This window comes from Burkholderia sp. LAS2 (genome assembly GCF_018417615.1).
In the GTDB taxonomy this organism is placed as follows: Bacteria; Pseudomonadota; Gammaproteobacteria; order Burkholderiales; family Burkholderiaceae; genus Burkholderia; species Burkholderia sola.
The window spans coordinates 724,520-748,655 of record NZ_CP071052.1 but is presented as its reverse complement, the minus strand read 5'-3'; the positions used below and the strand labels follow the sequence as shown (position 1 = coordinate 748,655).

Annotated in this window: 23 protein-coding genes and 1 tRNA gene; 15 read left to right on the top strand and 9 right to left on the bottom strand. The window is 68.8% G+C overall.

Translation table 11 applies throughout. The features are described from left to right. Positions 1-286 precede the first annotated feature (286 nt). The 7 genes from JYG37_RS03470 (at position 287) to JYG37_RS03440 (ending at position 7,824) form a co-directional block, all read left to right on the top strand. On the top strand, positions 287-973 hold the full coding sequence (locus JYG37_RS03470; protein WP_011546659.1) for an orotate phosphoribosyltransferase: 687 nt from the start codon (positions 287-289) through the stop codon (positions 971-973). A gap of 239 nt (positions 974-1,212) precedes the next feature. Next, entirely contained in the window at positions 1,213-1,809 is a 597-nt protein-coding gene (locus JYG37_RS03465) for a YbhB/YbcL family Raf kinase inhibitor-like protein (protein WP_050011860.1), read from the top strand. Between the two features lie 216 nt (positions 1,810-2,025). Continuing rightward, a complete protein-coding gene (locus tag JYG37_RS03460; RefSeq protein ID WP_050011859.1) occupies positions 2,026-2,598 on the top strand; it encodes a flavodoxin family protein in 573 nt (190 codons plus the stop codon). A 178-nt stretch (positions 2,599-2,776) separates the two neighbouring features. Next, complete coding sequence (argC, locus tag JYG37_RS03455; protein ID WP_089466425.1) at positions 2,777-3,727, top strand: N-acetyl-gamma-glutamyl-phosphate reductase; 951 nt, start codon at positions 2,777-2,779, stop codon at positions 3,725-3,727. A gap of 434 nt (positions 3,728-4,161) precedes the next feature. Continuing rightward, entirely contained in the window at positions 4,162-5,583 is a 1,422-nt protein-coding gene (locus JYG37_RS03450) for a DUF2957 domain-containing protein (RefSeq protein ID WP_124631743.1), read from the top strand. Positions 5,584-5,730: 147 nt separating this feature from the next. Further along, on the top strand, positions 5,731-6,972 hold the full coding sequence (locus JYG37_RS03445; RefSeq protein ID WP_213345888.1) for a DUF2957 domain-containing protein: 1,242 nt from the start codon (positions 5,731-5,733) through the stop codon (positions 6,970-6,972). A gap of 18 nt (positions 6,973-6,990) precedes the next feature. Continuing rightward, entirely contained in the window at positions 6,991-7,824 is an 834-nt protein-coding gene (locus JYG37_RS03440) for an OmpW/AlkL family protein (protein ID WP_089488059.1), read from the top strand. A 190-nt stretch (positions 7,825-8,014) separates the two neighbouring features. Here the strand turns inward: JYG37_RS03440 and JYG37_RS03435 are convergent, their stop codons facing one another. After that, positions 8,015-8,944 carry a LysR family transcriptional regulator gene (locus JYG37_RS03435; RefSeq protein WP_213345887.1) on the bottom strand — a complete coding sequence of 310 codons (930 nt, stop codon included), beginning with the start codon at positions 8,942-8,944 and terminating at the stop codon, positions 8,015-8,017. A 94-nt stretch (positions 8,945-9,038) separates the two neighbouring features. On the opposite strand from JYG37_RS03435, the gene JYG37_RS03430 reads away from it, so the two are divergent. Beyond that, on the top strand, positions 9,039-10,328 hold the full coding sequence (locus JYG37_RS03430; protein WP_213345886.1) for an MFS transporter: 1,290 nt from the start codon (positions 9,039-9,041) through the stop codon (positions 10,326-10,328). Between the two features lie 89 nt (positions 10,329-10,417). Here the strand turns inward: JYG37_RS03430 and JYG37_RS03425 are convergent, their stop codons facing one another. From JYG37_RS03425 to JYG37_RS03415, 3 genes are all read right to left on the bottom strand, one after another. Further along, positions 10,418-11,056, bottom strand: a complete 639-nt coding sequence (locus tag JYG37_RS03425) for a LysE family translocator (RefSeq protein WP_050011852.1) — start codon at positions 11,054-11,056, stop codon at positions 10,418-10,420. Positions 11,057-11,132: 76 nt separating this feature from the next. Further along, positions 11,133-12,119 (bottom strand): NAD(P)-dependent oxidoreductase, encoded by a 987-nt coding sequence (locus tag JYG37_RS03420; RefSeq protein WP_280920983.1) that lies wholly within the window; start codon positions 12,117-12,119, stop codon positions 11,133-11,135. 62 nt (positions 12,120-12,181) lie between these two features. Next, complete coding sequence (locus JYG37_RS03415; protein WP_012327737.1) at positions 12,182-12,415, bottom strand: hypothetical protein; 234 nt, start codon at positions 12,413-12,415, stop codon at positions 12,182-12,184. A 359-nt stretch (positions 12,416-12,774) separates the two neighbouring features. On the opposite strand from JYG37_RS03415, the gene JYG37_RS03410 reads away from it, so the two are divergent. Genes JYG37_RS03410 through JYG37_RS03395 form a run of 4 tightly spaced genes read left to right on the top strand, consistent with a single transcriptional unit; the run spans position 12,775 to position 17,030 of the window. After that, positions 12,775-13,980 (top strand): efflux RND transporter periplasmic adaptor subunit, encoded by a 1,206-nt coding sequence (locus JYG37_RS03410; protein WP_204383556.1) that lies wholly within the window; start codon positions 12,775-12,777, stop codon positions 13,978-13,980. 3 nt (positions 13,981-13,983) lie between these two features. Further along, the gene (locus JYG37_RS03405; protein ID WP_050011849.1) at positions 13,984-14,682 is read left to right on the top strand and encodes an ABC transporter ATP-binding protein; all 699 of its coding nucleotides are present in this window, start codon (positions 13,984-13,986) and stop codon (positions 14,680-14,682) included. Between the two features lie 18 nt (positions 14,683-14,700). Further along, positions 14,701-15,855 (top strand): ABC transporter permease, encoded by a 1,155-nt coding sequence (locus JYG37_RS03400; protein WP_050011848.1) that lies wholly within the window; start codon positions 14,701-14,703, stop codon positions 15,853-15,855. Between the two features lie 8 nt (positions 15,856-15,863). Then, entirely contained in the window at positions 15,864-17,030 is a 1,167-nt protein-coding gene (locus JYG37_RS03395) for an ABC transporter permease (protein ID WP_213345885.1), read from the top strand. Positions 17,031-17,052: 22 nt separating this feature from the next. Here the strand turns inward: JYG37_RS03395 and JYG37_RS03390 are convergent, their stop codons facing one another. Both JYG37_RS03390 and JYG37_RS03385 read right to left on the bottom strand, forming a co-directional pair. Continuing rightward, entirely contained in the window at positions 17,053-18,384 is a 1,332-nt protein-coding gene (locus JYG37_RS03390; protein ID WP_213345884.1) for a carotenoid oxygenase family protein, read from the bottom strand. 15 nt (positions 18,385-18,399) lie between these two features. Continuing rightward, positions 18,400-19,032 (bottom strand): DUF2239 family protein, encoded by a 633-nt coding sequence (locus JYG37_RS03385; RefSeq protein WP_124638006.1) that lies wholly within the window; start codon positions 19,030-19,032, stop codon positions 18,400-18,402. 463 nt (positions 19,033-19,495) lie between these two features. On the opposite strand from JYG37_RS03385, the gene JYG37_RS03380 reads away from it, so the two are divergent. The 3 genes from JYG37_RS03380 (at position 19,496) to JYG37_RS03370 (ending at position 22,756) form a co-directional block, all read left to right on the top strand. Then, positions 19,496-20,836 (top strand): MFS transporter, encoded by a 1,341-nt coding sequence (locus tag JYG37_RS03380; protein ID WP_213345883.1) that lies wholly within the window; start codon positions 19,496-19,498, stop codon positions 20,834-20,836. Positions 20,837-20,898: 62 nt separating this feature from the next. Further along, entirely contained in the window at positions 20,899-22,302 is a 1,404-nt protein-coding gene (locus tag JYG37_RS03375) for an enolase C-terminal domain-like protein (RefSeq protein ID WP_050012093.1), read from the top strand. 142 nt (positions 22,303-22,444) lie between these two features. Then, positions 22,445-22,756, top strand: a complete 312-nt coding sequence (locus tag JYG37_RS03370; protein WP_089488054.1) for a hypothetical protein — start codon at positions 22,445-22,447, stop codon at positions 22,754-22,756. A gap of 68 nt (positions 22,757-22,824) precedes the next feature. Here JYG37_RS03370 and JYG37_RS03365 read toward each other — a convergent pair. The 3 genes from JYG37_RS03365 to JYG37_RS03355 form a co-directional block, all read right to left on the bottom strand. After that, positions 22,825-22,900: transfer RNA gene (locus JYG37_RS03365), tRNA-Ala, on the bottom strand. A gap of 66 nt (positions 22,901-22,966) precedes the next feature. Then, a complete protein-coding gene (locus JYG37_RS03360) occupies positions 22,967-23,329 on the bottom strand; it encodes a c-type cytochrome (protein ID WP_050011840.1) in 363 nt (120 codons plus the stop codon). Continuing rightward, positions 23,326-24,126 (bottom strand): BON domain-containing protein, encoded by an 801-nt coding sequence (locus JYG37_RS03355; protein WP_050011839.1) that lies wholly within the window; start codon positions 24,124-24,126, stop codon positions 23,326-23,328. The genes JYG37_RS03360 and JYG37_RS03355 overlap by 4 nt, the downstream gene beginning before the upstream one ends. Positions 24,127-24,136 lie beyond the last annotated feature (10 nt).

Genomic DNA, 24,136 nt, shown 5'->3' with positions numbered 1-24,136 from the left:
TCTTAGGGTCGCCTAGTGTACACCCCCTAAATGACCTCCGTTGGTGCACCGCCGCATCCCCGGCGTCCGTGTCGGACTGGTCGTGCCCCGTTTGTTTCGCCGGTGGCGAGCGGCGCGGCGGCGCGCGCGAATTCCGCCGAAAACCGGCCTGAATCGGGTAAAATAGCGGGCTACGCGCGCAGCGATGCGATTGGTCCGCCAATCGCGCCCCGGCCCTTCGGGCAGGTTCCCCTTGCTGCGCCATCGGGCCCGCGCCCGCTCCTCGCTCATCACCCAAGGAATGCCCATGACAGGCTACGATCGTCAGTCGATCTCGGATACGACCGCCAAAATCCTGCTCGAAGTGCAGGCGGTGCACTTCAATGCCGAAAAACCGTTCATCTTCACGTCCGGCTGGGCAAGCCCCGTCTATATCGACTGCCGCAAGCTGATCTCGTATCCGCGCGTGCGCCGTGCGCTGATGGAAATGGCGGAAACGACGATCACGCGCGACATCGGCTTCGAGCAGATCGACGCGGTGGCGGGCGGCGAGACGGCCGGCATCCCGTTCGCGGCATGGATCGCGGACCGGATGATGGTGCCGATGCAGTACGTGCGCAAAAAGCCGAAGGGTTTCGGCCGCAACGCGCAGATCGAAGGCCATCTCGAGGAAGGCTCGCGCGTGCTGCTGGTGGAAGACCTGACGACCGACAGCCGCAGCAAGATCAACTTCGTCAACGCGCTGCGCACCGCGGGCGCGACGGTGAACCACTGCTTCGTGCTGTTCCACTACGACATCTTCAAGGAAAGCGTGTCGGTCCTGAAGGACATCGACGTCGACCTGCACGCGCTCGCCACGTGGTGGGACGTGCTGCGCGTCGCGAAGGCGTCGGGCTACTTCGAGACGAAGACGCTCGACGAAGTCGAGAAATTCCTGCACGCACCGGCCGAATGGTCGGCCGCGCACGGCGGCGCGACGGCCCCGAAGGAATGACGCCACGCCGGCGCACGCGCCGGCACACTGGCTGAAAAGCCGCCTGCTTCATCGCAGGCGGTTTTTTTTCGTCTGCCGACTAGCGCGCTGACCGATCGCGATCGCGGGCGCCGGTGTGCGTCGCTCATCGAACCCTAATGCTAGACTTGACCCATCGCCGCCCTCAGCGGCGCGGGCAACACACAACGCCAACAATGCCGGGCGCCGCGGCCCGGCCCACGTGACGGGAGAAACGCCATATGCGTGTGGATCGCCGGATCACTCCGCCTGCGCCATCGGGCCGCCCGTCTGCGTTCCGCCTCCCCGCCCTCCTGTGCGCTGCCGTTTTCGCGGCGCTGCCCGCGCATGCGGAAGGCCCGTTCACCGTGACGAGCGACGACCTGACGCCCGGCGCCCGCGTGCGGGCCGCGAACGTGTTCGACCGCGGCGACTGCAAGGGCGCGAACCGCTCGCCGCAACTCGCGTGGCGCAACCCGCCGCCCGGCACGCGCGGCTACGCTGTCACGGTCTTCGATCCCGATGCGCCCGGGCATGGCTGGTGGCACTGGGCCGTCGCGGGCATTCCGGCGACCGTCACGAGCCTGCCGGCCGACGCGAGCGCATCCGGCTTCCTGCGCCGCATCGGCGCGAGCGAGGCACGCAACGACTACGGGATCGACGGCTACGGCGGCCCGTGCCCGCCGCCCGGCAAGCCGCATCGCTACGTGATCACCGTCTACGCGCTCAAAGGCACCGACCTGCGCATTTCGCAGGGTCGCCCCGCGCCGATGTTCGAGCACGAGATCGGCACGCTCGCGATCGGCACCGCGCAACTCACGGTCACTTACGGCCAGTAGCCGCACGGCGTCTCGCCTGGCAGTGGCGCCGCGATTGCAGACCGCCGCGAATTTCGGTGCGCCGCACGCGCACGTTGTCTCGTCATTTCGGCTTGCTAGACTCGTCGTCACCGGTCGCGGCATCCCCTGCCGCGCGACCGTCGCGCCGCCTGCCGGCGACGCGTGACGCGGCGAGCCGGCGGCCCGCCGTTCCCGTCCCTTTCCGGAGAACGCTTCATGTCGAACATCGTCATCGTCTATCACAGCGGCTACGGTCACACGCAGAAACTGGCCGAAGCCGTGCACGCCGGCGCGCAGGACGCCGGCGCGACCGTGCGCCTGATCGCCGTCGGCGACCTCGACGACGCAGGCTGGGCCGCGCTCGACGCGGCGGACGCGATCGTCTTCGGCGCGCCGACCTACATGGGCGGCCCGTCCGCGCAGTTCAAGCAATTCGCCGATGCCACGTCGAAAGCGTGGTTCACGCAGAAATGGAAGGACAAAATCGCCGCGGGCTTCACGAACTCCGCGACGATGAACGGCGACAAGTTCTCGACGATTCAATATTTCGTCACGCTGGCGATGCAGCATGGGATGGTGTGGGTCGGCACGAGCCTGATGCCGGCGAACTCGAAGGCGGCCACGCGCAACGACATCAACTATCTCGGCGGCTCGACGGGCCTGCTCGCGCAGTCGCCGGCCGATGCGACGCCCGACGAAGGGCCGCTGCCGGGCGACCTCGAGACCGGCAAGGCATTCGGCCGGCGCGTCGCCGAAGCGACCGCCCGCTGGGACGCCGGCGCCCGCTGAGCGCGCGCGTTCCCTGGCCCGCGCGCGTGCCGGCGGGCGTCAAAGGGACACGAAGATGGACGCGAAGACGGCCCGCCGGCCGTCTTTTTTCGCCCCGCGCGCTGCAGTGCCGCCGGATGACGTCTTAAAATGGCGGTTTCAGGGCGCCGCGGCTCCCGTTTCATTCAGTGAGAGCGAAATGAGCACCAAAGTTTTTGTCGACGGCCAGGAAGGCACGACGGGCCTCAAGATCTTCGAATATCTGTCGGCACGCAGCGACATCGAGATCCTGCGCATCGAGGAAGCGAAGCGCAAGGACGTCGACGAGCGCCGCCGCCTGATCAACGCGTCGGACGTCACGTTCCTGTGCCTGCCGGACGTCGCGTCGCGCGAATCCGCGTCGCTCGTCGAGAATCCGAACACCACGCTGATCGACGCGAGCACCGCGTTCCGCACCAGCGCCGACTGGGCGTACGGCCTGCCCGAGCTGACCCGCGCGCAGCGCGAGAAGATTCGCACGTCGAAGCGCATCGCGGTGCCCGGCTGCCACGCGTCGGCGTTCGTGCTCGCGATGCGGCCGCTCGTCGATGCGGGCATCGTCGCGCCGACGTTCGCCGCGCACAGCTACTCGATCACCGGCTACAGCGGCGGCGGCAAGTCGATGATCGCCGAGTACGAAAGCGCCGCGCCGGGCGGCAAGCTCGCGAGCCCGCGCCCGTACGCGCTCGGCCTCGCGCACAAGCACCTGCCGGAAATGGCCGCGCACACGGGCCTCGCGCACGCACCGATCTTCACGCCGATCGTCGGCCCGTTCCTGAAGGGCCTCGCGGTGACGACCTACTTCACGCCCGAGCAGCTCGCGAAGCGCGCGACGCCGCAGGACGTGCAGCGCGTGTTCGCCGAGTACTACGCGGACGAAGCGTTCGTGCGCGTCGCGCCGTTCGATGCGGACGCGAACCTCGACGGCGGCTTCTTCGACGTGCAGGCGAACAACGACACGAACCGCGTCGACCTGTTCGTGTTCGGCAACGCGGAGCGCTTCGTCACGGTCGCGCGCCTCGACAACCTCGGCAAGGGCGCGTCGGGCGCCGCGATCCAGTGCATGAACCTCAACATCGGCGCGGCCGAGGACGCGGGTCTCAAACGCTGATTCAACATCGCATGCCATGCAAAGCCGGCCGTTGGCCGGCTTTTTATTTACCCGTATCAGGCAATATATAAAAACACCGCGCCGCGCATTTACAAATATTTACAAGCTTTCCATTGCGCGATTACAAGTGGATTAATTCGCCCCTTCCTTATCCAGTCAATCCCGAATAGGGATAAACCGGATACCCGTTGATTTAAACGCTGCCGTTATACGCCAGAAGGTGCTGCGAGAGCGTGCCGGGCGTCGCGCATTCCCCACTCCGGCAGCTTTCGGTAGCCCGTTCCGCGTTTAAATTCTTACCGTTTGCCTTATTGGGCAAGCATTCAATTCGCAGATCCCGTTTCAATCGCCTTTTTTAGACGGGTTCATCAATTGACAGCAAAAACACAGGCAGCGACATTAGCTCGCACAATTAAACGATTGGAGACAGCGGCATGTCGCACACCTTATCGAAGGGGGTGGCAACGGCCTTTGCCATTGCCCCTTTCCTGGTTGCATGTGGTGGGGGGGACTCAGGCGGCGCGCTCGCGCCGATCAACGCGCCCCAATGTTCCGGCTCGAGCTGCGGCACGCAAGGGCAGCCGCCTTCGCAACCGATCAACGGCGCACTGTGCCCGGCCAACGCGGATATCGTGAAGAGCACGTATCTCGGCGGCGCGGGTAGCGGCGAGATCGTCAGCGTCAACATCGACGCGGTCGCGATGACGTACACGCTCAAGTGGCTCGAATCGCCGATTCCGCTGAAGACGGGCACCGTCACGCCGAGCCGCGTCGGCACGACGATCACCGGCAAGGTCATCCATCCGCCGACCGGCACGCTGCCGACCGCCGAGCAGACGCGCTGCGCGTTCGTCCTCACGCCGGGCACCGGCCCCGCGCCGGATGGCTCGACCTATTCGACGGCCGCCGACTTCAACCAGGCGAACCCGCCGATGCTGCTGGTCGGCATGGGCGTCGCGGGCGGCGGCATTCCGGGCGCCACGATCCAGTACGACGGGCTGACGATCATCCCGGGCGTCGTGCAGAACGTCGGCCAGGTGCCGAACCGTCACTTCGACTTCTATCCGTTCCTCGGCTTCGCAAACACGACGACCGATCTGTCAAAACTGCCGGGCACATACAACGCGCTGCTCTACCACCTCGTGCCGTCGGGCAACTACGCGACGAAGGGCTCGACCTCGAGCGAGACGTTCGACGCGAACGGCGCGTGCACGTCGAGCGGGTCGGGTGGCTGCCAGACGACCGGCGATCCGTGGAAAACGAGCGCGAACGGCGGCTACTTCGACAGCGCCAAGGCGCCGCAGACGCTGCCGCAGACGCAACTGCCGATCGTCGGCGCGACCGGCAAGTCGGCCACCGCGCACCTGGTGATCGGCCAGCTCAACGGCGCGACGGTGCCGGTGATCGTGCGCACGGGCAACGTGAACCTCGGCACGCCGCCACTGCACCTCGATGCGCAGGTCGACGACGAATCGGGCATCGCGGTGCTCGGCGCGGCGACGGCGATCACGTCGGGCGCGATCGATGGCGGCTACGCGGGCGCGGACTCGAACTTCAAGTACACGGCCGCGCTGATCCGCGGCGGCAACGCGTCGTTCATCAACCCGTCCACGCAGGCCGAGGAAGACGGCTTCACGCTCGACTACGGCCAGACGACACCGGGCCTGCTGAACGCGAAAACCGCCCCGCCGAGCGGCGCGAGCTACCCGTCCGCATCGGGCGTGGTGATCGCGACGGGCGGGCTGTACGCGGCGCTGATCCAGGGCACGGTGAACGGCGGCGTCACGTCGACGTCGGCGAATTCGACGACGTCGTCGACCCCGTACTTCGGCGTGGGCGCGCAGATCAGCAAGTAGCGATCGGGGGCGCGGCGGCCGGCCTGCCGCCGCGTGACGCAGGGAAGGCACGAAGGCGCCCGGCACGGCGCCAACAAGACGAGCACGACCAACAGAAGCGGCCGACAGGGAGCTGGCCGCCGCACAAGACAAATCTGGAGGAGCAACATGAAGCGCAACCTCATTCTGGCGGCGGCCTTTGCCGGCCCCCTTCTTTCCGCCTGCGGCGGCGGCAGCGACAACCCGCCGCCGCTCGTCGAAGAGCGGCTTTGCCCTGCCACGCTCGACTACAACACCGTGTTTACGGGCGGCGCGGGCAGCGGCGAACTCGCGAAGGTCCAGCTCGACACGACCAAGATGACCTGGCAGGTCACCTATGTCGAATCGGCGGTGCCGCAAAAGACCGGCACCGTCACGCCGACCCGCGCGGGCACCGTCGACAGCGGCACGCTCACGCAGGAAACGCTGCTGCCGACCAACAAGCTGAACCAGTGCGCGTTCCGCCTGAACGGCGCGAGCCTCGATGCGTCGCGTCCGGCGCGCATCTTCGTCGGCTTCGGCGTCGCGGGCGGCACGATTCCCGGCAAGGAGATCCAGTTCGACGGCGTGCTCGGCCAGGCCGCGGTGCCCGACACGAAATTCCCGTACTACCCGTTCATCGGCTTCTCGTCGATCGAAACCGACATCACGAAGGTCGCGGGTACGTACAGCCACATCGGCTTCGGCGAAGTGCCGTCGCAGAAATTCGCGCCGGCGTCGATCGACGCGAAAGTGACGATCAACGCGGACGGCACGTGGACCAAGTGCGACACGACCGGCCAGTTCGCCGGCGGCGCGTGCACGCAGCAGGGCACGAACTTCGTGCAGTCGGCCGACGGCAGCGGCGCGTTCCAGTCGAACAACTACGCGAGCCAGCTGAAGCCGACGCTGTCGGCCACGCCGCAGGGCAAGGGCTTCATGGTCGTCGGCAAGCTGCGCAACCAGCTCGTGCCGATCCTCGTGCGCACGGGGGTCGCGAACCCGAACCCGACGCCGGACAGCAACGGCGTGCCGGGCCTGACCGCCGACGACGAATCGAGCATCTCGATCCTCGCGCCGCAGACGGCCGTCGCGGCCGGTTCGCAGAACGGCGAATACATCGGCGTCGACAGCCAGTTCGATTACCGGACCACCGCGCTGATCGACAAGCAGGCCACGCTGCTCGATCCGTTCCAGCCGTCGCAGGCGTCGCTCACGAGAGTGCTCGACCTCGACTACACGCAGAAGGTGCCGGGCACGGTCACGACGATCCATACGGGTTCGGGCAGCACGTCGCCGACCGGCAAGTTCATCTTCTCGGGCGGCGTGTTCGGTTTCCTCGACAACGCGGGATCGACGCCGTATTTCACGATCGGCGCATTCGTCCAGTAAGCGGAGGGGAAAGCCGTGATGAAGAAAACCCTTCTCTGCGCGGCGGCCGGCGCCGCCGCCGTGGCGCCGCTCGCCGCGCACGCGCAGAGCGCCGGCAGCAACGTCGTCACGCTGGGCTGGTTCCACATCATGCCGCAGCAGAGCAGCACGCCGATGACGACCAACGTCGCGCCGACGCCGATCAACACGCCGCTGCGGCTGCCGCCGTCGTTCACGTCGGCCGGCACCGGGCTGCACACGAGCGGCGCCGACACCGTCGGCCTGACGGTCAGCCACTTCCTGACCGACCATATCGCGGTCACGTCGGTGGCCGGCGTGCCGCCGGTGTTCAAGGTGTCGGGCCAGGGCACGATCAAGCCGCCGGGGCCGGCCGGCGCGCTCGGCACGCAGAACATCGGGCTGGCCTCGGTCAATCCGATCGTGAAGAGCGTACGGCAGTGGAGCCCGGCGGTGATCCTGCAGTACTACTTCGGGCAGGCGACCGCGAAGTTCCGCCCGTTCCTCGGCCTCGGCGTGTCGTACAACTGGTTCAGCGACCTGCAGCTCAATACGAACTTCATCAAGCAGACGCAGGACAACCTCGGCGCGATCCTCGCGGCGGGCGCGGGCAAGCCGGGTACGACGTCGGTGGAGGCGAAGGCATCGTCGTCGTGGCAGCCGGTGTTCAACGCGGGCCTGCAGTACAACCTGACGGAACACTTCGGGCTGGTCGCGTCGGTGACCTACATCCCGCTGAAGACGACGTCGACGGTGACGATCAAGGCGGCGGACGGCTCGGTGCTCGCCGAGTCGAAATCGGACCTGAAGGCGGACCCGATCATCAGCTACGTCGGGATGACATACAAGTTCTGAGCGCGGCAGCCGTCGGCGAATGGAAATGGAGCGCTGCGACTCAATCGCAGGCAAAAAAAAGCCCGCCTGATCGGCGGGCTGAATCCATATCAGAGGAGACATGGAGGAGACAGGTGCAATCATATCGAATCGGTTTCCGCAATGCAACATTTCCGTAGAGAAAATAAGGATTTTCCCTCGAACGCGGCCTCTACTTCTCCGTCACGGCGCCTGACCCCTTTCCGCTCTCCCGCTCCAGCACCTCGCCCAGTGCGTCGCGCAGCAGCGCGACCGGCCGCATGAGGCGGCCCGGCAGCGTGCCGTGCACGATCCATACGTTGATCCGCGTTTCCAGCCCCGCCGTTTCCACCACCCTCAGCGCATCGCGATGCGCGCTGCGCGCCACCGCGTTCGGCGGCGCGATGCCGATGCCGGCGCCGCGCGCGACGAGCGACAACTGCAGTTCCGAGCCGAATGCCTCGACCGCGACGTCGAACGGCAGCCCGGCCGCGCCGAGCGCGCGGCTCAGCGCCGAACGCATCCCACAGCCGTCCTGGCTCAGTACCCACGGAAAGCCCGACAGCGTGTCGAGCGACAGCGGGCCGTCCGGCAGCGGGAAATCGCGTGCGGCCACGAGCACCGTCGGCTGCGTGGCGAGCAGCGTCGCCGTCAATGCGTCCGGCAGCGCCGCGCTCGCGGGCACCATCACGGTCGCGACGTCGAGCGCGCCGCGCTCGATGCCCTGCACCAGCGCGGGCGACCAGCCGGCCGTCACGCGCAGCGTGAGGCGCGGAAACGCGTCGCGCAGCCGGTCGATCGGCCGCTCCAGCGCGAGTTCGGACAGAAACGGCGGCACGCCGATGCGCAGCTCGCCCGACGGCTCGCTGTCCGGTGTGCCCGCCGCCATCAGTTCGTCGACCGCGCCGAGCACGTTGCGCGCGAGCGCGTAGACGTCGCGCCCGGCGGCGGTCGGCTTCAGCGGCTTGCTCTGCCGTTCGAGCAACGGCACACCAAGCAGCGTTTCGAGGTTCTGCACGCGCCGCGTCAGGCCCGGCTGCGTCAGGTGGAGCTTCGCGGCCGCGGCGACCATCGACCCGCTGTCGACGACCGCGACGAACGCCTGGAGATCACGCGTATTCAAAACAAACTCGCATAATCATGTTAGACATATTTCAATTGTCGCATAAAGATCGGACGCCTACGATGGGCGTTCCTTCGACTCCTCTTGGTTTGCAATGAACTGCCCTGCCAATCGTTGCTCCGCCCCCGTTTCTCCGACCGTCGCCGCGCCCGCGCCGCCCGCACTGAGCACCGGCATGACGCTGTTCTTCGCCGCGACGGTCGGCGTGATCGTGATGGACCTGTTCGCCGCGCAGCCGTTGACCGGCCCGATCAGCGCGGACCTGCACCTGCCGCCCGGCCTCGCGGGCCTCGTCGCGATGCTGCCGCAGCTCGGCTATGCGACCGGGCTCGCGTTGCTCGTGCCGCTGGTCGACCTGCTCGAGAACCGCCGTTTGATCGTCGCGACGCTCGCCGTCTGCGCGACCGCGCTCGCGCTGCCCGCCTTCACGCAGTCGGGCACCGTGTTCCTGCTCGCGACGCTCGCGGCCGGCGCCGCGTCGAGCGTGATCCAGATGCTCGTGCCGATGGCCGCGTCGATGGCGCCCGACGCACAGCGCGGCCGCGCGGTCGGCAACGTGATGAGCGGGCTGATGCTCGGGATCCTGCTGTCGCGGCCGCTCGCGAGCCTGATCGCGGGGTCGGCAGGCTGGCGCGCGTTCTATCTGCTCGCCGCGCTCGCGAACGCGGCGATCGCGGTCGTGCTCGCGCTGCGCCTGCCGGCGCGCACGCCGTCGATCACGGCCAGCTACTGCGCGTTGCTCGCGTCGATGGGACGCCTGCTCGCCGACGAGCCGGTGCTGCGCCGGCATGCGCTGTCGGCCGCGCTCGCGATGGCCGCGTTCAGCGCGTTCTGGACCGCCGTCGGGCTGCGGCTCGCGCAGCCGCCGTTCGCGCTCGATCTGCACGGCATTGCGCTGTTCGCGTTCGCCGGCGCCAGCGGCGCGATCGTCACGCCGCTCGCCGGCCGCGCGGGCGACCGCGGCCACGGCCCGGCCGCGCAACGGCTCGCGCACGGCACGATGCTCGCGGCGCTCGTCGTGCTCGGCATCGCCGGCGCAGGCTGGTTCGGCTTCGATGCGCACGCGCATCGCGGCGTCGCGCTCGCGCTGCTGGCCGGCGGCGCGGCGCTGCTGGATGCGGGCGTGATCGTCGATCAGACGATCGGTCGCCGCGCGATCAACCTGCTGAACCCGGCCGCGCGCGGACGCCTGAACGGGCTGTTCGTCGGGCTGTTCTTCGTCGGCGGCGCGCTCGGCGCGGCGCTCGCGGGCAGCGCGTGGGCATGGGGCGGCTGGAGCGCGGTGTGTGGCGTCGGATTCGCGTTCGCCGGCGCGGCGACCGTGTTCGGGCTGGCGACCGGACGCGGGCCCGGCGCGGCGGCGCTGGATCGGTCGCGTGCGTGAGCACTCACCGGTGAAGCGGCGCCCAAAAGCCGAACGCCCCACCCTCTTGCGAGAGATGGGGCATTCGGTACGCCGGGGTCGGCCGGGAATCAGTGACGGACCAGCGCCATCATCGCGCCGAAGCCGACGAACAGCCCGCCCGTCAGCCGGTTGAACACCTTCGCGACGCTCTGGCTCTTCAGCGTGGCGCCGATGCGCGTGCCGAACGCCGCGTAGACGAGATACCAGCTCACCTCGATCACCGCGAACGTGACGACGAGGATGCCGAACTGCGGCAGCGTCGGCTCGGCCGCGTTGATGAACTGCGGCAGCAGCGCGGCCGCGAACAGGATCGCCTTCGGGTTGCTGCCCGCGACCAGGAAGCCGTTGCGGAACAGCGCGACGCGCGATGTCGAGGCCGCTTGCGACGACACCGCATCGACGTCGGCCGCCGGCGCGTCGTCCACGCGCGCGCGCCACGCCTTCACGCCGAGATAGATCAGATAGGCGGCGCCCGCGAAGCGCAACGCATCGAACGTCGCCGGCCATGCTTCGAGCACCGCGCCGAGCCCGGCCGCGGAGACCGCGAGCATCAGCACCAGCGCGCTCAGGCAGCCGGCCATCGTCGCGGACGAGCGCCGCAGCCCGTGGCGCGCGCCGTGCGTCATCACGAGCAGCATGTTCGGGCCCGGAATCGCCGACACGACGAACACCGTCGCCACGAAAAGCCACCACGTATGCAAGTTCATGACTGCCTCTGCCTGAAATGAATGTAGGGAAAACGGACTGTCGATTATGCCGTGCGCACCGCGCTTCTGTCGCGTGTCAGCGGCCCGCGCGGCGCAGCGCGGCCTCGCCGAGCACCGCGAAATCCTGGTCGCCGCCGCCGTGCGCGAGCGCATCGAGCAGGCTGTCGCGCACGACGCTCGCCACCGGCAGCGGCACCGACGTCGCATCGCCGGCCTCCAGCGCGAGCCGGACGTCCTTCAGCCCGAGCCGCGCCTTGAAGCGCGCGGGCTCGTAGCGCCGCTCGGCGATCATCGCGCCGTAGCCTTCGTAGACGGGCCCCGGAAACACGCTGCTGGTGATTACGTCGAGGAAATCGCGCATCGCGACGCCGTGCGCGCCGAGCAGCGCGGACGCCTCGCCGAGCGTCTCGATCGCCGACGCGAGCGTGAAGTTCGCGGCGATCTTCGCGACGTTCGCGTGCTGCGGCAGCGAGCCGAAGCGCCAGGTCTTCTGGCCGATCGCGTCGAACAGCGGCTGCACGCGGTCGATCGCCTCGGCCGGGCCGCCGGCCATGATGGTCAGGCGCGCGGCGGCCGCGACGTCGGGCCGCCCCATCACCGGCGCGGCGACATAGTCGATGCCGCGCGACGCATGCGCGTGCGCGAGCGATTCGGCGAGCGCGACCGACACCGTCGCCATGTTCACGTGGATCAGCCCGCGCGGCGCCTGGGCCAGCAGCGCATCGTCGAACACCGCGCGCGCGGCCGCATCGTCGCCGAGCATCGAGAACACCGCGTCGCCGCGAAACGCGTCGGCCGGCGTGTCGACGATCTGCGCGCCGAATGCCGCGAGCGGCTCGGCCCGCTCGCGCGACCGGTTCCAGACCCGCACCGTGTGGCCCGCCTTCAGCAGGTTCGTCGCGATCGCCTGCCCCATTTCGCCCAGCCCGATAAACCCGAGATCCATGTCTCGCTCCTTCGCTCCGTGAAGCCGCGAGTTAAACACAGATGCCGGCGCGCTGCAGCGCCTGCCGCCGGCCGGGCGCGGTGCGCATTCGGCGCCTGAAAAAACAAAACCCCGCATGCCGGAGCATGCGGGGTTGGCCGACCGATGACCGGCAACGCCGGCCGTGGCGGCGGAACCGCTTAGTTCTGCGTGCCTGCGTCGTTCGTGCCGGCGGCCGATGCGGCTGCAGCCTTCGCCTGGCCCTTCTTCGAGCCGTGGTGCTTCAGTTGGTGCTTCGGCTTGCTGTGATCCTTCTTGGCCGGTGCCGATGCGGCAGCCGACGTGTCGGCTGCCGGCGCGGACGCCTGTGCGAATGCCGAAACCGATGCGAGTGCGAATGCTGCGGCGATGATCGAAGCGAGCGTCTTCTTCATTGTTCTTCCTTTAGCGGAGAAAAAATCAAACGTACCGGTAAGTAAAGATGCGAGGCATTCGCACCGGAGCCCCAGGCCGCGAGGCCGGCTTTCGCCGTTCCGTCGCGACAAAACCTGACGCACTGGTTCCATAACGCACCGCATTCGCGGCAAGTTGACACGTTGCTTGCATCCTCGGGTTTCCCCGGGGGCGGGCGCGTCGGCCGGCGCCAGCGGGCCGGACGGGCCGCCGCCGCACGGCGCCGCAAACCGGCTCGCGCGGCGCCGGAGCGACGCTTATACTGGCGTCCATCCGTCCCTTTCCCCGGAAACCGGATCGCGGCCGGTCGCACGACCGCCGCCGTCTCGAGGCGCTCAAATTGCCCGATCACAATCTGGACAAACTGAAAATCGACCGGCGTCCGATCGCCCCGGTGCCGCGCCGGCGCCGCTGGGGGCGCTATGCGGTCGCCGCCGCGCTCGTCGTCGTCGCGATCGTCGCCGGCCTCGCGCTCACCGGCCGGCCGACCGTCGACACCACGTCCGTCACGTCCGCCTACCCGTACCAGAACGATACGCAGCTCAATGCGACCGGCTACGTCGTGCCGCAGCGCAAGGCCGCGGTCGCGTCGAAGGGCCAGGGGCGCGTCGAGTGGCTCGGCGTGCTCGAAGGCACGCGCGTGAAGCAGGACCAGATCATCGCGCGTCTCGAAAGCAACGACGTGCAAGCGTCGCTCGCCCAGGCGCGTGCGCAGGTGCAGGTGTCCCGTGCGAACCTCGGCGTCGCGCAGGCGGAACTCAAGGATGCGGAGATCGCGCTGCGCCGCACCGCCGCGCTCGCGCCGAAGGGCGCCGTGCCGGCCGCGCAGCTCGACACCGACACGGCGCGCGTGAACAAGGCGCGCGCGACGCTCAACAGCGACCAGGCCGCGATCGTGTCGGCCGAAGCGAACGCGCAGGCCGCGCAGGTGGCGGTCGACCAGACGGTGATCCGCGCGCCGTTCGACGGCATCGTGCTCGCGAAGCATGCGAACGTCGGCGACAACATCACGCCGTTCTCGTCCGCGTCGGACAGCAAGGGTGCGGTCGTGACGATCGCCGACATGGAGACGCTCGAGGTCGAGGCCGACGTCGCCGAATCGAACATCGCGAAGATCCGCGCCGAGCAGCCGTGCGAGATCCAGCTCGACGCGCTGCCCGACATGCGCTTCGCGGGCCGCGTGTCGCGCATCGTGCCGACCGTCGACCGCTCGAAGGCCACCGTACTCGTGAAGGTGCGCTTCGTCGACCGCGACGAGCGCGTGCTGCCCGACATGAGCGCGAAGATCGCGTTCCTGTCGAAGCCGGCGACCGCGCAGGACCGGCAGCCGGTGACGGCCGTGCAGGCGAGCGCGGTCGTGGAGCGCGACGGCCGGCCGGTCGTGTTCGTCGTGAAGGACGACGCCGTGCATGCGGTGGCCGTGACGAAGGGCGCGCGGATCGGCGAGCTGGTCGCCGTGCGCGGCGTGAAACCCGGCGACACGGTCGTGCTCGCGCCGGGCGCGAAACTGAAGGACGGCGCGAAAGTGACCGTCGCGAAGAAGTAGCGCGTGAACGACGCCCGGCCACCCCTCGTCGAGCTCAGCCACGTCGCGAAGTCGTACCGGCGCGGCAACCAGATCGTGCCCGTGCTGACCGACATCACGCTCGACATCGGCGAAGGCGACTTCGTCGCGCTGATGGGGCCGTCGGGCTCCGGCAAGAGCACGCTGCTGAATCTCGTGGCCGGCATCGACCGGCCCGACAGCGGGGAACTGCGCGTCGGCGGCCTCGACATCTCGCAACTCGCCGAGGCGCAACTGGCCGAATGGCGCGCGGCGAACGTCGGCTTCATCTTCCAGTTCTACAACCTGATGCCCGTGCTCACCGCGTTCGAGAACGTCGAGCTGCCGCTGATGCTCACGCACCTGTCGCGCCGCGAGCGGCGCGAACGCGTCGAGCTCGTGCTCGACATGGTGAATCTCGGCGATCGCACGAGCCATTACCCGTCGGAGCTGTCGGGCGGCCAGCAGCAGCGCGTCGCGATCGCGCGCGCGCTGATCACCGATCCGGTGCTGATCGTCGCCGACGAGCCGACCGGCGACCTCGACCGCGCATCGGCCACCGACGTGCTCGCGATGCTGCAGCGGATGAACGCCGAGCTCGGCAAGACGATCATCATGGTGACGCACGACGCGCACGCGGCCGGCGCCGCGCGCTCGCTCGTCCATCTGGAAAAGGGGGAGCTGATCGATGGGCACGCGGCCTGATCGACGCGAGCGCGCGCGATGTACGTGCTGAAGCTGATCGCGCGCAACGCGCTGCGGCACCGGCTGCGCACGCTGCTGACCGTGCTCGGGCTCACGATCGCCGTGCTCGCGTTCGGGCTGCTGCACACCGTCGTCGATGCGTGGTACGCGGGCGCGGCGGCCGCGTCCAGCGGCCGGCTCGTCACGCGCAACGCGATCTCGCTGGTATTTCCGCTGCCGGTGAGCTACGAGAACCGGATCCGCGGCGTTGACGGCGTGACGGCCGTGGTCCGCTCGAACTGGTTCGGCGGCATCTACCGCGACCCGAAGAACTTCTTCGCGAGCTTCGCGGTGTCGGAGAACTATCTCGACCTGTATCCGGAATTCATCCTGCCGGCGCAGCAGCGCGCCGACTACGATCGCGACCGCCGCGGCTGCCTCGTCGGCCGCCAGCTCGCGACGCAGTTCGGCTTCAAGGTTGGCGACGTGATTCCGCTGAAAGGCACGATCTATCCGGGCACGTGGGACTTCGTCGTGCGCGGGATTCTCGACGGCCGCGACGACTCGACGATCACGCGTCAACTGGTGTTCCACTGGGATTACCTGAACGAGACGGTGCGCAAGCGCACGCCGAAGCAGGCCGACCAGGTCGGCGTGTTCGTGCTCGGCGTCGCGAACCCCGACGACGGCGCGTCGATCGCGCGCAACGTCGACGCGGTGTTCAAGAACTCGCTCGCCGAAACGCTGACCGAGACCGAGCAGGCGTTCCAGCTCGGCTTCGTCGCGATGTCGAACCAGATCATCGCGGCGATCCGCCTCGTGTCGTACGTGGTGATCCTGATCATCATGGCCGTGATGGCCAACGCGATGGCGATGAGCGCGCGCGAGCGCACGGCCGAATACGCGACGCTGAAGGCGCTCGGCTTCGGCCCCGGGTTCCTCGCGCTGATCGTGTTCGGCGAATCGGTCGTGATCGCGGTGGTCGGCGGCGGGCTCGGGATGCTCGCGACGCCGCCCGCCGCGAACCTGTTCAAGCAGGCGGCGGGCGGCATTTTCCCGGTATTCAAGGTGTCGACCGAGACGGTCGTGCTGCAGGCCGCGTGCTCGGTCGCGGTCGGCTTCGCTGCGGCAATCGTGCCGGCGTGGCAGGCGGCGCGCGTGCGCGTGGTCGAAGGCCTGCGGGCGATCGGATAGAGACGCGCATGGCGATCCCGCTCACCTACATCGCACGCAACCTGTGGACCCGGCGGCTCACCACCGCGTTGACCGCCGGTGGCATGGCGCTCGTGATCTTCGTGTTCGCGACGGTGCAGATGCTCGATGCGGGGCTCACGAAGACACTCGTATCGACCGGCGAACCCGACAACGCGGTGGTGATCCGCAAGGGCGCCGAGACCGAGATCCAGAGTTCGATCGACCATCAGCAGGCCAATGCGCTCGAGATGCATCCGGCCGTCGCGCTCGGCCCCGACGGCCGGCCGCTCGTGTCGAAGGAGGCCGTGGTGCTGATCTCGCTCGTGAAGACGTCGACCGGCAAGCCGTCGAACGTCGTGATCCGCGGCGTGTCGCCGGCGGGCCTCGCGCTGCGGCCGCACGTGACGCTCGTGGCCGGCCGCCCGTTCGCGCCGGGCTCGTCGGAGATCGTCGTCGGCAGCGCGATCGCGAAAGGCTTCAGCGGCACGCGGCTCGGCGACAGCCTGCACTTCGCGCAGCGCGACTGGACCATCGTCGGCATCTTGGACGCGGGCGGCAGCGGCTTCGATTCGGAGATCTGGGGCGACGTCGACCAGCTGATGCAGTCGTTCCGGCGCACCAGCTATTCGTCGATGGTGCTGCGCATCCCGAGCGCCGACGGCTTCGCGCGCTTCAAGGCCGACATCGACGTCGATCCGCGCCTGACCGACGAGGCGAAGCGCGAGCAGACCTTCTACGGCGACCAGTCGAAGGCGCTGTCGACGTTCATCAACATCCTCGGCATCACGCTGTCGACGATCTTCTCGATCGCCGCGATGATCGGCGCGATGATCACGATGTATGCGTCGGTCGCGAACCGCGTGGCCGAGATCGGCACGCTGCGCGCGCTCGGCTTCAAGCGCACCAACGTGCTCGCCGCGTTCCTGCTGGAGGCGTTGCTGCTCGGCTTCGTCGGCGGCGTCGCGGGGCTCGCGTGCGCGTCGCTGATGCAGTTCGCGTCGTTCTCGACGACCAATTTCCAGACCTTCTCGGACCTGTCGTTCCGCTTCGTGCTGACGCCCGCGATCGTCGTGAAGACGCTCGTGTTCTCGCTCGTGATGGGGCTCGTCGGCGGGTTCCTGCCGGCGATGCGCGCCGCACGACTGAAGATCGTCGACGCGCTGCGCGCGCAGTGACGCGCGCCGCCGACGCGCACGTTCAACGTTCGCGCGGCACCCACGCGCCGTGGAACCCGGCCGGCACGCGGCGCGGCAGGTGCACGGTCGCGACCGGCCCCGCGTCGATCGCGCGCGCATCGAGGATCACGACGTCGCTCGTGTCCGTCGCCGCGCGGTAGACCATCACCAGCAGCCAGCCGTCGTCCTCGTCGGCGCCGCCCGGACGCGGCACGAACACCGGCTCGCCGTTCTGGTCGCCGGCCGGCACCGCGTAGTGCGTGGTCGTGCCGCGCGCGTGGTCGAAGCGCATCACGCCGCGCATTTCCGCGTTATTCGGCTGCTCGACCGCATACAGATAGCGGTAGCCGCGCCCGGTCCGGCTTTCGTTGATGCGCGGCAGCTCGATGCCGCCGTCGGCGAGCGGCCCTTCGTCGATCAGCCCGTTCGCGGTGTCGATCACGTACCGCCACAGCTCGCCGACCGGGTTGTCGGCGAAGCGGCCCGTGCGCGCGTCGAGCCGCAGGAACGACGGATAGCGCACCGCGTCGAGCACGATGCACGACGCGTCGCAGTCGTACGCGTTCACGACGTGCTGGATGAAGCACGGCTCGACGCCGAACCAGCGCACGTCGCCGCCGTGACGCGGCAACACGCCGATGCGCGCGGGCCGGTCGTCGTGCCAGCGCAGCGGCATCCGGTGGCCCTGCTTCAGCAGCGAGAAGTCGTAGCCGACGTTCAGGTCGAGCAGCAGGCTGCGGGTTTCGGTGATCGCGAGGTCGTGCATCATCGACGGCGCGCTCAGCTCGATCTCGAAATCGACGCGCGGCACGCCGAGCGCATCCGCGACGCCGTAGCGCAGCCACGGTGCGCGCCAGTCCGCGCGGAACAGGATCAGCTCGCCGGTGACCGGATCGACCTTCGGATGCGCGGTCATCGCGCCGTCGAAGCCCGCGTGCCGCGTCGACACGCCGAACGAATCGAGCGCGGCGGTGATCGCGAGCGGCGCGCCGCCCTCGGCCAGCGCGAGCAATTCGCCCGCATGCTGCAGCACGCTCACGTTCGGATTGGTGTCGGGCAGATGCGGCGCCTGCCCCGGTGCATGGACGGCGGCCCAGCGCCGCGTGCGCGCCCAGCGGTTCCGGTAGCCGGCCGCGCGGCCGTCGTCGAACGCGATCGCATGCAGCATCGCGGCCTCCGGCCACCACGACAGCATGTCGTTGCCGTCGAAGCGGCCGCCCGGCGGGTTCGGGCCGTTGCGCAGCAACGTGCCGTCGAGTTCGCGCGGAATGGCGCCCGTCACACGCAGGTCGACGACGTCGACTTCGTCGGCGACCGGCGCGATCGCGCCGCGGTTCAGGTCGAATACCGTCATCGCGTCGGCGCTCCGTCAGCAGTCGTCGGCGGCCGGCGGCAGATCGCCGCGCGCCAGTGCGAGCGCATGGTCGCGCACGTCGTCGGGCCAGCCGGCGATCAGTTCGGCCAGCCGCGCCGGATCGTTCGCATACAGCGCCCGCGCGGCTTCCTCGAAACCGGGCAGGTCGCCCGCCATCGCCGACATGAAGTGGTATGCGCGCGCCTGCGCGTCGCGCTGCCGGTCGGCCGCCGCATGCGTGCGTCGCGCGTCCTCGACGAGCTTGCGCAGCGCGACCGACGCACCGCCCGGCTGCGCGCCGAGCCATTCCCAGTGGCGCGGCAGCAGCGTGACCTCGCGCGACACCACGCCGAGCTTCGGCCGGCCGCGGCCGCGCTGTTCGCCTGCTCCCGCGCCTGCCGGCTCGCCGGCGCTGCCGGCTGCGTCGCCCGACGGCGCCGCATAGCGCGCCCGGATGTCGTCCGCCGTACCGCGCAGGTCGAGGTCGATCGAGCGGCCCGTCGCGTCGTCGAAGATCAGGATCGTGCCGGGCGCCGCGTCGCCGGCCGCCTGCCGGACCGCGAGCGCGACCGTCGCAAGCGGGCCCGATGCGAGCCGCCGATGGCCGTCGAAGGCCGTGTACGAAGGAAGGAGCGTGGAAGAGGTCATCGTGGTCGCCCGGGGGCTGGAATCGGAATGACGCTATTTTCATCCGGGTATTAATTGGATGTCAATATTATCCGGGTAAAAACATCGTCGACGGGTTCCATCCTGCCGGGAGAACCGGCGTGACCGATCAGGCCGCCCGCCCCGGCGTCGCGGCGCCGCGATGTCGAGCGTGCGCTGGGAGTACGTCGTCGAGCAACACGCGCCCGTCGAACGCCGACGACGGCAGCGGCATGGACGGGCGCGTACGCGAGACCGCTCGCGTCAGCTGATCGATTCAAATGCTGAATCGATCAAGTCAGCAATTGGCATGAAAGCGCAAATATCGACATGACAGAATGGCCCGGACGCTCTGCCTGCCTCGGCGTCCGGTGCCCGGCCTCCGCCGGCGGCATCACTACATTACGCGCGCACCCGACGCGCGTGCCGCTCGACGGCGCCTTCCGCCCTTCGGAGGAGACAAGTCATGAATCCGCTTCACGCATTGCCGGCGTCCGCGTCGGCAACGGCTCGGCGCACCCGCGTGCGCTGGCTGGTGCTGGCCGTGCTGTTCGCGGTCACGACGATCAACTACGCGGATCGCGCGGCGATCGCGATCGCGGGCCCCGCGCTGGCCCGCTCGCTGCACCTGAGCCACGTGCAGATGGGCTTCGTCTTCTCGGCGTTCGGCTGGTCGTACGTGATCGCGCAATTGCCGGGCGGCTGGCTGCTCGACCGCTTCGGGTCGCGCATCGTCTACGCATTCAGCATCTTCTTCTGGTCGCTGTTCACGCTGCTGCAGGGCGGCATCGGCTTCTTCGGCGGCGCGGCCGCGTTCGCGCTGCTGTTCGGGCTGCGCTTCCTGGTCGGCGCTGCCGAGGCGCCGTCGTTCCCGGCCAACAGCCGGATCGTGTCCGCGTGGTTCCCGGCCGCCGAACGCGGCACTGCATCGGCGATCTTCAACGCCGCGCAGTACGCGGCGACCGTCGTGTTCGCGCCGCTGATGGGCTGGCTCGTGCACGCGTTCGGCTGGCAGTCGGTGTTCGCGGTGATGGGCGTGCTCGGCTTCGCGTTCGTGCTGGTGTGGAACCGCACGATGTACGACCCGAAGGCGCACCCGACCATCAACCGCGCGGAACTCGACTACCTCGCCGAAGGCGGCGCGCTCGTCAACATCGACCAGGCGACGGGCGCACGCGAAGGCGGCCCGTCGATGCGTCACGTGAAGGCGCTGCTGAGGAACCGGATGCTGGTCGGCGTGTACGTCGCGCAGTACTGCATCAACGCGCTCACCTACTTCTTCATCACGTGGTTTCCCGTCTATCTGGTGCAGGCGCGCGGGATGTCGATCCTCAACGCGGGGCTCGTCGCGTCGATCCCGGCCGTGTGCGGGTTCCTCGGCGGGATTCTCGGCGGCGTCGTGTCCGATGCGCTGCTCAAGCAGGGCCGGTCGCTGTCGGTCGCGCGCAAGGTGCCGATCGTGTTCGGCATGCTGCTGTCGATGTCGATGATCGTCTGCAACTACACCGATTCGCATGTGCTCGTCGTGCTGTTCATGGCGCTGTCGTTCTTCGGCAAGGGGCTCGGCGCGCTCGGCTGGGCCGTCAACGCCGACACCGCGCCGCGCCAGATCGCCGGCCTGAGCGGCGCGCTGCTCAACACGTGCGGCAATCTTTCCAGCATCACGACGCCGATCGCGATCGGCTATATCGTCGACCGCAGCGGCTCGTTCAACGGCGCGCTCGTCTATGTCGTCGCGCATGCGCTCGTCGCCGTGATCTGCTACCTGTTCGTCGTCGGCGAGATCCGCCGCGTCGAGCTTCAATGAACGGCGCGGGCTGCGCCGGCGCGTCCGGCGGCCCGCGCGCCAACGGAACCAGGAGCGAACCGATGTCCGAACCCAGCCGTGCCGGCACCCCGCGCGTCACGCGCATGCAGGTGATTCCCGTCGCCGGGCGCGACAGCATGCTGCTCAACCTGTGCGGCGCGCACGCGCCGTACTTCACGCGCAACCTCGTGATCCTCGACGACAGCAGCGGACACACGGGCGTCGGCGAAGTACCGGGCGGCGAAGGGATCCGCCACGCGCTCGAGCGCATGACGGATCGCGTGGTCGGCCAGTCGATCGGACGCTACCAGGCGACGCTCAATGCGGTGCGCGCGGCGCTGTCCGGTGGGGGCGCGGGTGCCGGTGCCGGCCGCACGATCCGCCACGAAGTGACGTCGGCCGGCGAGGCGGCGGTGCTGCGGCAGCCGCACGAGATCAACCTGCGGCTCGACAACGTGATCACCGCGATCGAAGCCGCGCTGCTCGACCTGCTCGGCCAGCACCTCGACGTGCCGGTCGCGGCGCTGCTCGGCGAAGGCCAGCAGCGCGACGCGGTGCCGATGCTCGCGTATTTGTTCTACATCGGCGACCGGCGCCGCACCGATCTGCCGTATCGCGACGAGGCCCATGCATCGAACGCCTGGTTCCGGTTGCGCAACGAGGCAGCGCTGACGCCGGCCGCGATCGCGCGGCAGGCCGAAGCCGCGGTCGAGCGCTACGGTTTCGCCGATTTCAAGCTGAAGGGCGGCGTGATGGCCGGCGCCGACGAGATGGAAGCGATCGCGGCAATTAAGGCGCGCTTTCCCGACGCGCGCACGACGCTCGACCCGAACGGCGCGTGGTCGCTCGACGAGGCCGTCGCGCTGTGCCGCGGGCAAGGCCACCTGCTCGCGTACGCGGAAGATCCGTGCGGGCCGGAAGGCGGCTATTCGGGCCGCGAGGTGATGGCCGAATTCCGCCGCGCGACGGGGATCCCGACCGCGACCAACATGATCGCGACCGACTGGCGGCAGATGGATCACGCGGTGCGGCTGCAGGCGGTCGACATCCCGCTCGCCGATCCGCATTTCTGGACGATGCAGGGCTCGGTGCGGCTCGCGCAGCTGTGCCGCGACTGGGGGCTCACGTGGGGCTCGCACTCGAACAACCATTTCGACGTGTCGCTCGCGATGTTCACGCATGCGGCGGCGGCCGCGCCCGGCACGATCACCGCGATCGACACGCACTGGATCTGGCAGGAAGGCGACGCGCGGCTCACGCGCGAACCGCTCGCGATCGTCGGCGGCCAGGTGGCCGTGCCAGAGCGGCCGGGGCTGGGGATCGAGCTGGATATGGCGCAGGTCGAGGCCGCGCATGCGTTGTACAACGCGGTGGGCGGTACGGCGCGCGACGATGCGGTGGCGATGCGTTATCTGGTGCCGGGGTGGACGTACGATCCGAAGCGGCCGAGTTTGGGGCGGGTTTAGGGGTAGTTTAGGGCGGGATGACGGGGTGGCAGGCGGTGGCGGTTGCCAAACATGGAAAACGGTCGCATCCTGCCGACTGCCTTGATCGGCCCGTGCGGCGGACGGTCGAGGGCCCCCGTCCATCCGCAACAGAACGCGCTCCATGACGTCATCCGATCCGACACCGCGACAGATCATCGTTTTCGTGCTGTATTCGGTGCTGTGCCTGCCCGCGAGCATCACCGTCGCCGGGTATGCCGCGACCCGGATCACGCAGAACGTATCGAATTTCGAAGGCGGTGCGGGCTATGCGGCGCTGTGGTGGATCGTCATTCTGACCTGCGCGTTCTGCGGGCTGTCGATCGTCGTCTGCGCGCTGCTGCGGAAGAGGACCGCCGTGCTCGCGGTCATGACGGTGGGGTTCGCGGTGTTGTCGGTGCCGACGTTCAGGTTGATCCACGAACTGGCGACTTAGCGCGCCGACCACGGTCCTGCGGGAAAACAAAAAGGCCCGATCTCGCGATCAGGCCTTTCAAATTCCGTTGGTGGAGCGGAGGAGGATCGAACTCCCGACCTTCGCATTGCGAACGCGACGCTCTCCCAGCTGAGCTACCGCCCCAACAGTCGACCATCATACACACGCATTTCCGCGCTTGGCAATAGGGGTTACGTCACCCGCAGCGCATTACTTTGACGGCGCGCCGGCCAGCACCCATTCGACCACCGACCGGACGTCGGCGTCGCTCATGCGCGGATGCGCGGGCATCGGAATCGCGCCCCAGACGCCCGAGCCGCCGTCCTTCACCTTCTTCGACAGCTTCGCGACGGCCTGCGGATCGGACTTGTAGCGCGCGGCGATATCCTTGAACGACGGGCCGACGAGCTTGCGGTCGACCGCGTGGCAGCCCATGCACGCGTTGCTGCGCGCAACCTTCAGGCCGTCGCCGACGTCCGCGTGCGCGGCGCCCAGCGTGCCGGCCACGAGCGCCGCGGCCGCGGCGCCCTGCACCATCCATCGTTTGATCTGCGTCATCTGCCTGCCCGTCATTGCGCCTTCGCCTTCGGATTGCCCGGATGCACGCTCGACGAATTCGAGATCGGCGCGGGCGGCTGCAGCGGCGCGGACTGCACCGACGCGTCGGGCACCGCGCCCACCGTCGCGCTGTCCGCCGGCGCGGCAGCCGCCTGCGCGCCGGATGCGCCGCTCGCGGGCGACGCGTCCTGCAGCGCCTGCGCGTCCTGCGGCTTCACGTACTGGAACACCTTCACGACCTTCTCGACGCCCGGCACCTGGCTCGCGGCTTCCGCGCCACGATTGCCTTCATCGACCGTGACGAGGCCCATCAGGTAAAGATTGCCGCGCTCGCTGACGACCTTGTAGTAGTTCGCCGAGATGCCCTTCGTCGCGATCAGCTCCGATTTCACGCGCCCTTCGAGGTACGAGTCGTTCGCGCGCGACGACAGCGACGACGCCGGCCCGACCGACAGCTCGTTGACGATGCCGTTCACGTTGTTGATGCCGCGCACGATTTCCTCGGCGCGCTGCTTCGACGCATCGTTCGGCACTTCGCCCGTCAGCAGCACGCGGCGGTTGAACACCGTCACGTTCACGTGCGACTGGTCGGGCAGCCCGTTGTTGATCTGCGTGAGCGACTTGACCTGGATCTCGCGATCCTCCGTCTGCGCGCCGAGCGTGCGGCGATCGGTCGCGATCAGCGCGCCGCCGCCGGCCGCTGCGCCCACGACCCCGAGCACACAACCCTGCAGCGACACGGCGAGGCCCGCCGTCAGCGCGGCGAGCAGCGTGGTTCTGACGAGCGTCTGTTTGACGCGGCTTTGATTCATCGACGGCTCT

Bases quoted from the DNA above. Each gene is read 5' to 3' on its own strand.
- JYG37_RS03470 (WP_011546659.1), top strand. From the start codon at position 287: ATGACAGGCTACGATCGTCAGTCGATCTCGGATACGACCGCCAAAATC.
- JYG37_RS03465 (WP_050011860.1), top strand. From the start codon at position 1,213: ATGCGTGTGGATCGCCGGATCACTCCGCCTGCGCCATCGGGCCGCCCG.
- JYG37_RS03460 (WP_050011859.1), top strand. From the start codon at position 2,026: ATGTCGAACATCGTCATCGTCTATCACAGCGGCTACGGTCACACGCAG.
- argC (WP_089466425.1), top strand. From the start codon at position 2,777: ATGAGCACCAAAGTTTTTGTCGACGGCCAGGAAGGCACGACGGGCCTC.
- JYG37_RS03450 (WP_124631743.1), top strand. From the start codon at position 4,162: ATGTCGCACACCTTATCGAAGGGGGTGGCAACGGCCTTTGCCATTGCC.
- JYG37_RS03445 (WP_213345888.1), top strand. From the start codon at position 5,731: ATGAAGCGCAACCTCATTCTGGCGGCGGCCTTTGCCGGCCCCCTTCTT.
- JYG37_RS03440 (WP_089488059.1), top strand. From the start codon at position 6,991: ATGAAGAAAACCCTTCTCTGCGCGGCGGCCGGCGCCGCCGCCGTGGCG.
- JYG37_RS03430 (WP_213345886.1), top strand. From the start codon at position 9,039: ATGAACTGCCCTGCCAATCGTTGCTCCGCCCCCGTTTCTCCGACCGTC.
- JYG37_RS03425 (WP_050011852.1), bottom strand. From the start codon at position 11,056: ATGAACTTGCATACGTGGTGGCTTTTCGTGGCGACGGTGTTCGTCGTG.
- JYG37_RS03420 (WP_280920983.1), bottom strand. From the start codon at position 12,119: ATGCGGGGTTTTGTTTTTTCAGGCGCCGAATGCGCACCGCGCCCGGCC.
- JYG37_RS03415 (WP_012327737.1), bottom strand. From the start codon at position 12,415: ATGAAGAAGACGCTCGCTTCGATCATCGCCGCAGCATTCGCACTCGCA.
- JYG37_RS03400 (WP_050011848.1), top strand. From the start codon at position 14,701: ATGTACGTGCTGAAGCTGATCGCGCGCAACGCGCTGCGGCACCGGCTG.
- JYG37_RS03395 (WP_213345885.1), top strand. From the start codon at position 15,864: ATGGCGATCCCGCTCACCTACATCGCACGCAACCTGTGGACCCGGCGG.
- JYG37_RS03390 (WP_213345884.1), bottom strand. From the start codon at position 18,384: ATGACGGTATTCGACCTGAACCGCGGCGCGATCGCGCCGGTCGCCGAC.
- JYG37_RS03385 (WP_124638006.1), bottom strand. From the start codon at position 19,032: ATGACCTCTTCCACGCTCCTTCCTTCGTACACGGCCTTCGACGGCCAT.
- JYG37_RS03380 (WP_213345883.1), top strand. From the start codon at position 19,496: ATGAATCCGCTTCACGCATTGCCGGCGTCCGCGTCGGCAACGGCTCGG.
- JYG37_RS03375 (WP_050012093.1), top strand. From the start codon at position 20,899: ATGTCCGAACCCAGCCGTGCCGGCACCCCGCGCGTCACGCGCATGCAG.
- JYG37_RS03370 (WP_089488054.1), top strand. From the start codon at position 22,445: ATGACGTCATCCGATCCGACACCGCGACAGATCATCGTTTTCGTGCTG.
- JYG37_RS03360 (WP_050011840.1), bottom strand. From the start codon at position 23,329: ATGACGGGCAGGCAGATGACGCAGATCAAACGATGGATGGTGCAGGGC.
- JYG37_RS03355 (WP_050011839.1), bottom strand. From the start codon at position 24,126: ATGAATCAAAGCCGCGTCAAACAGACGCTCGTCAGAACCACGCTGCTC.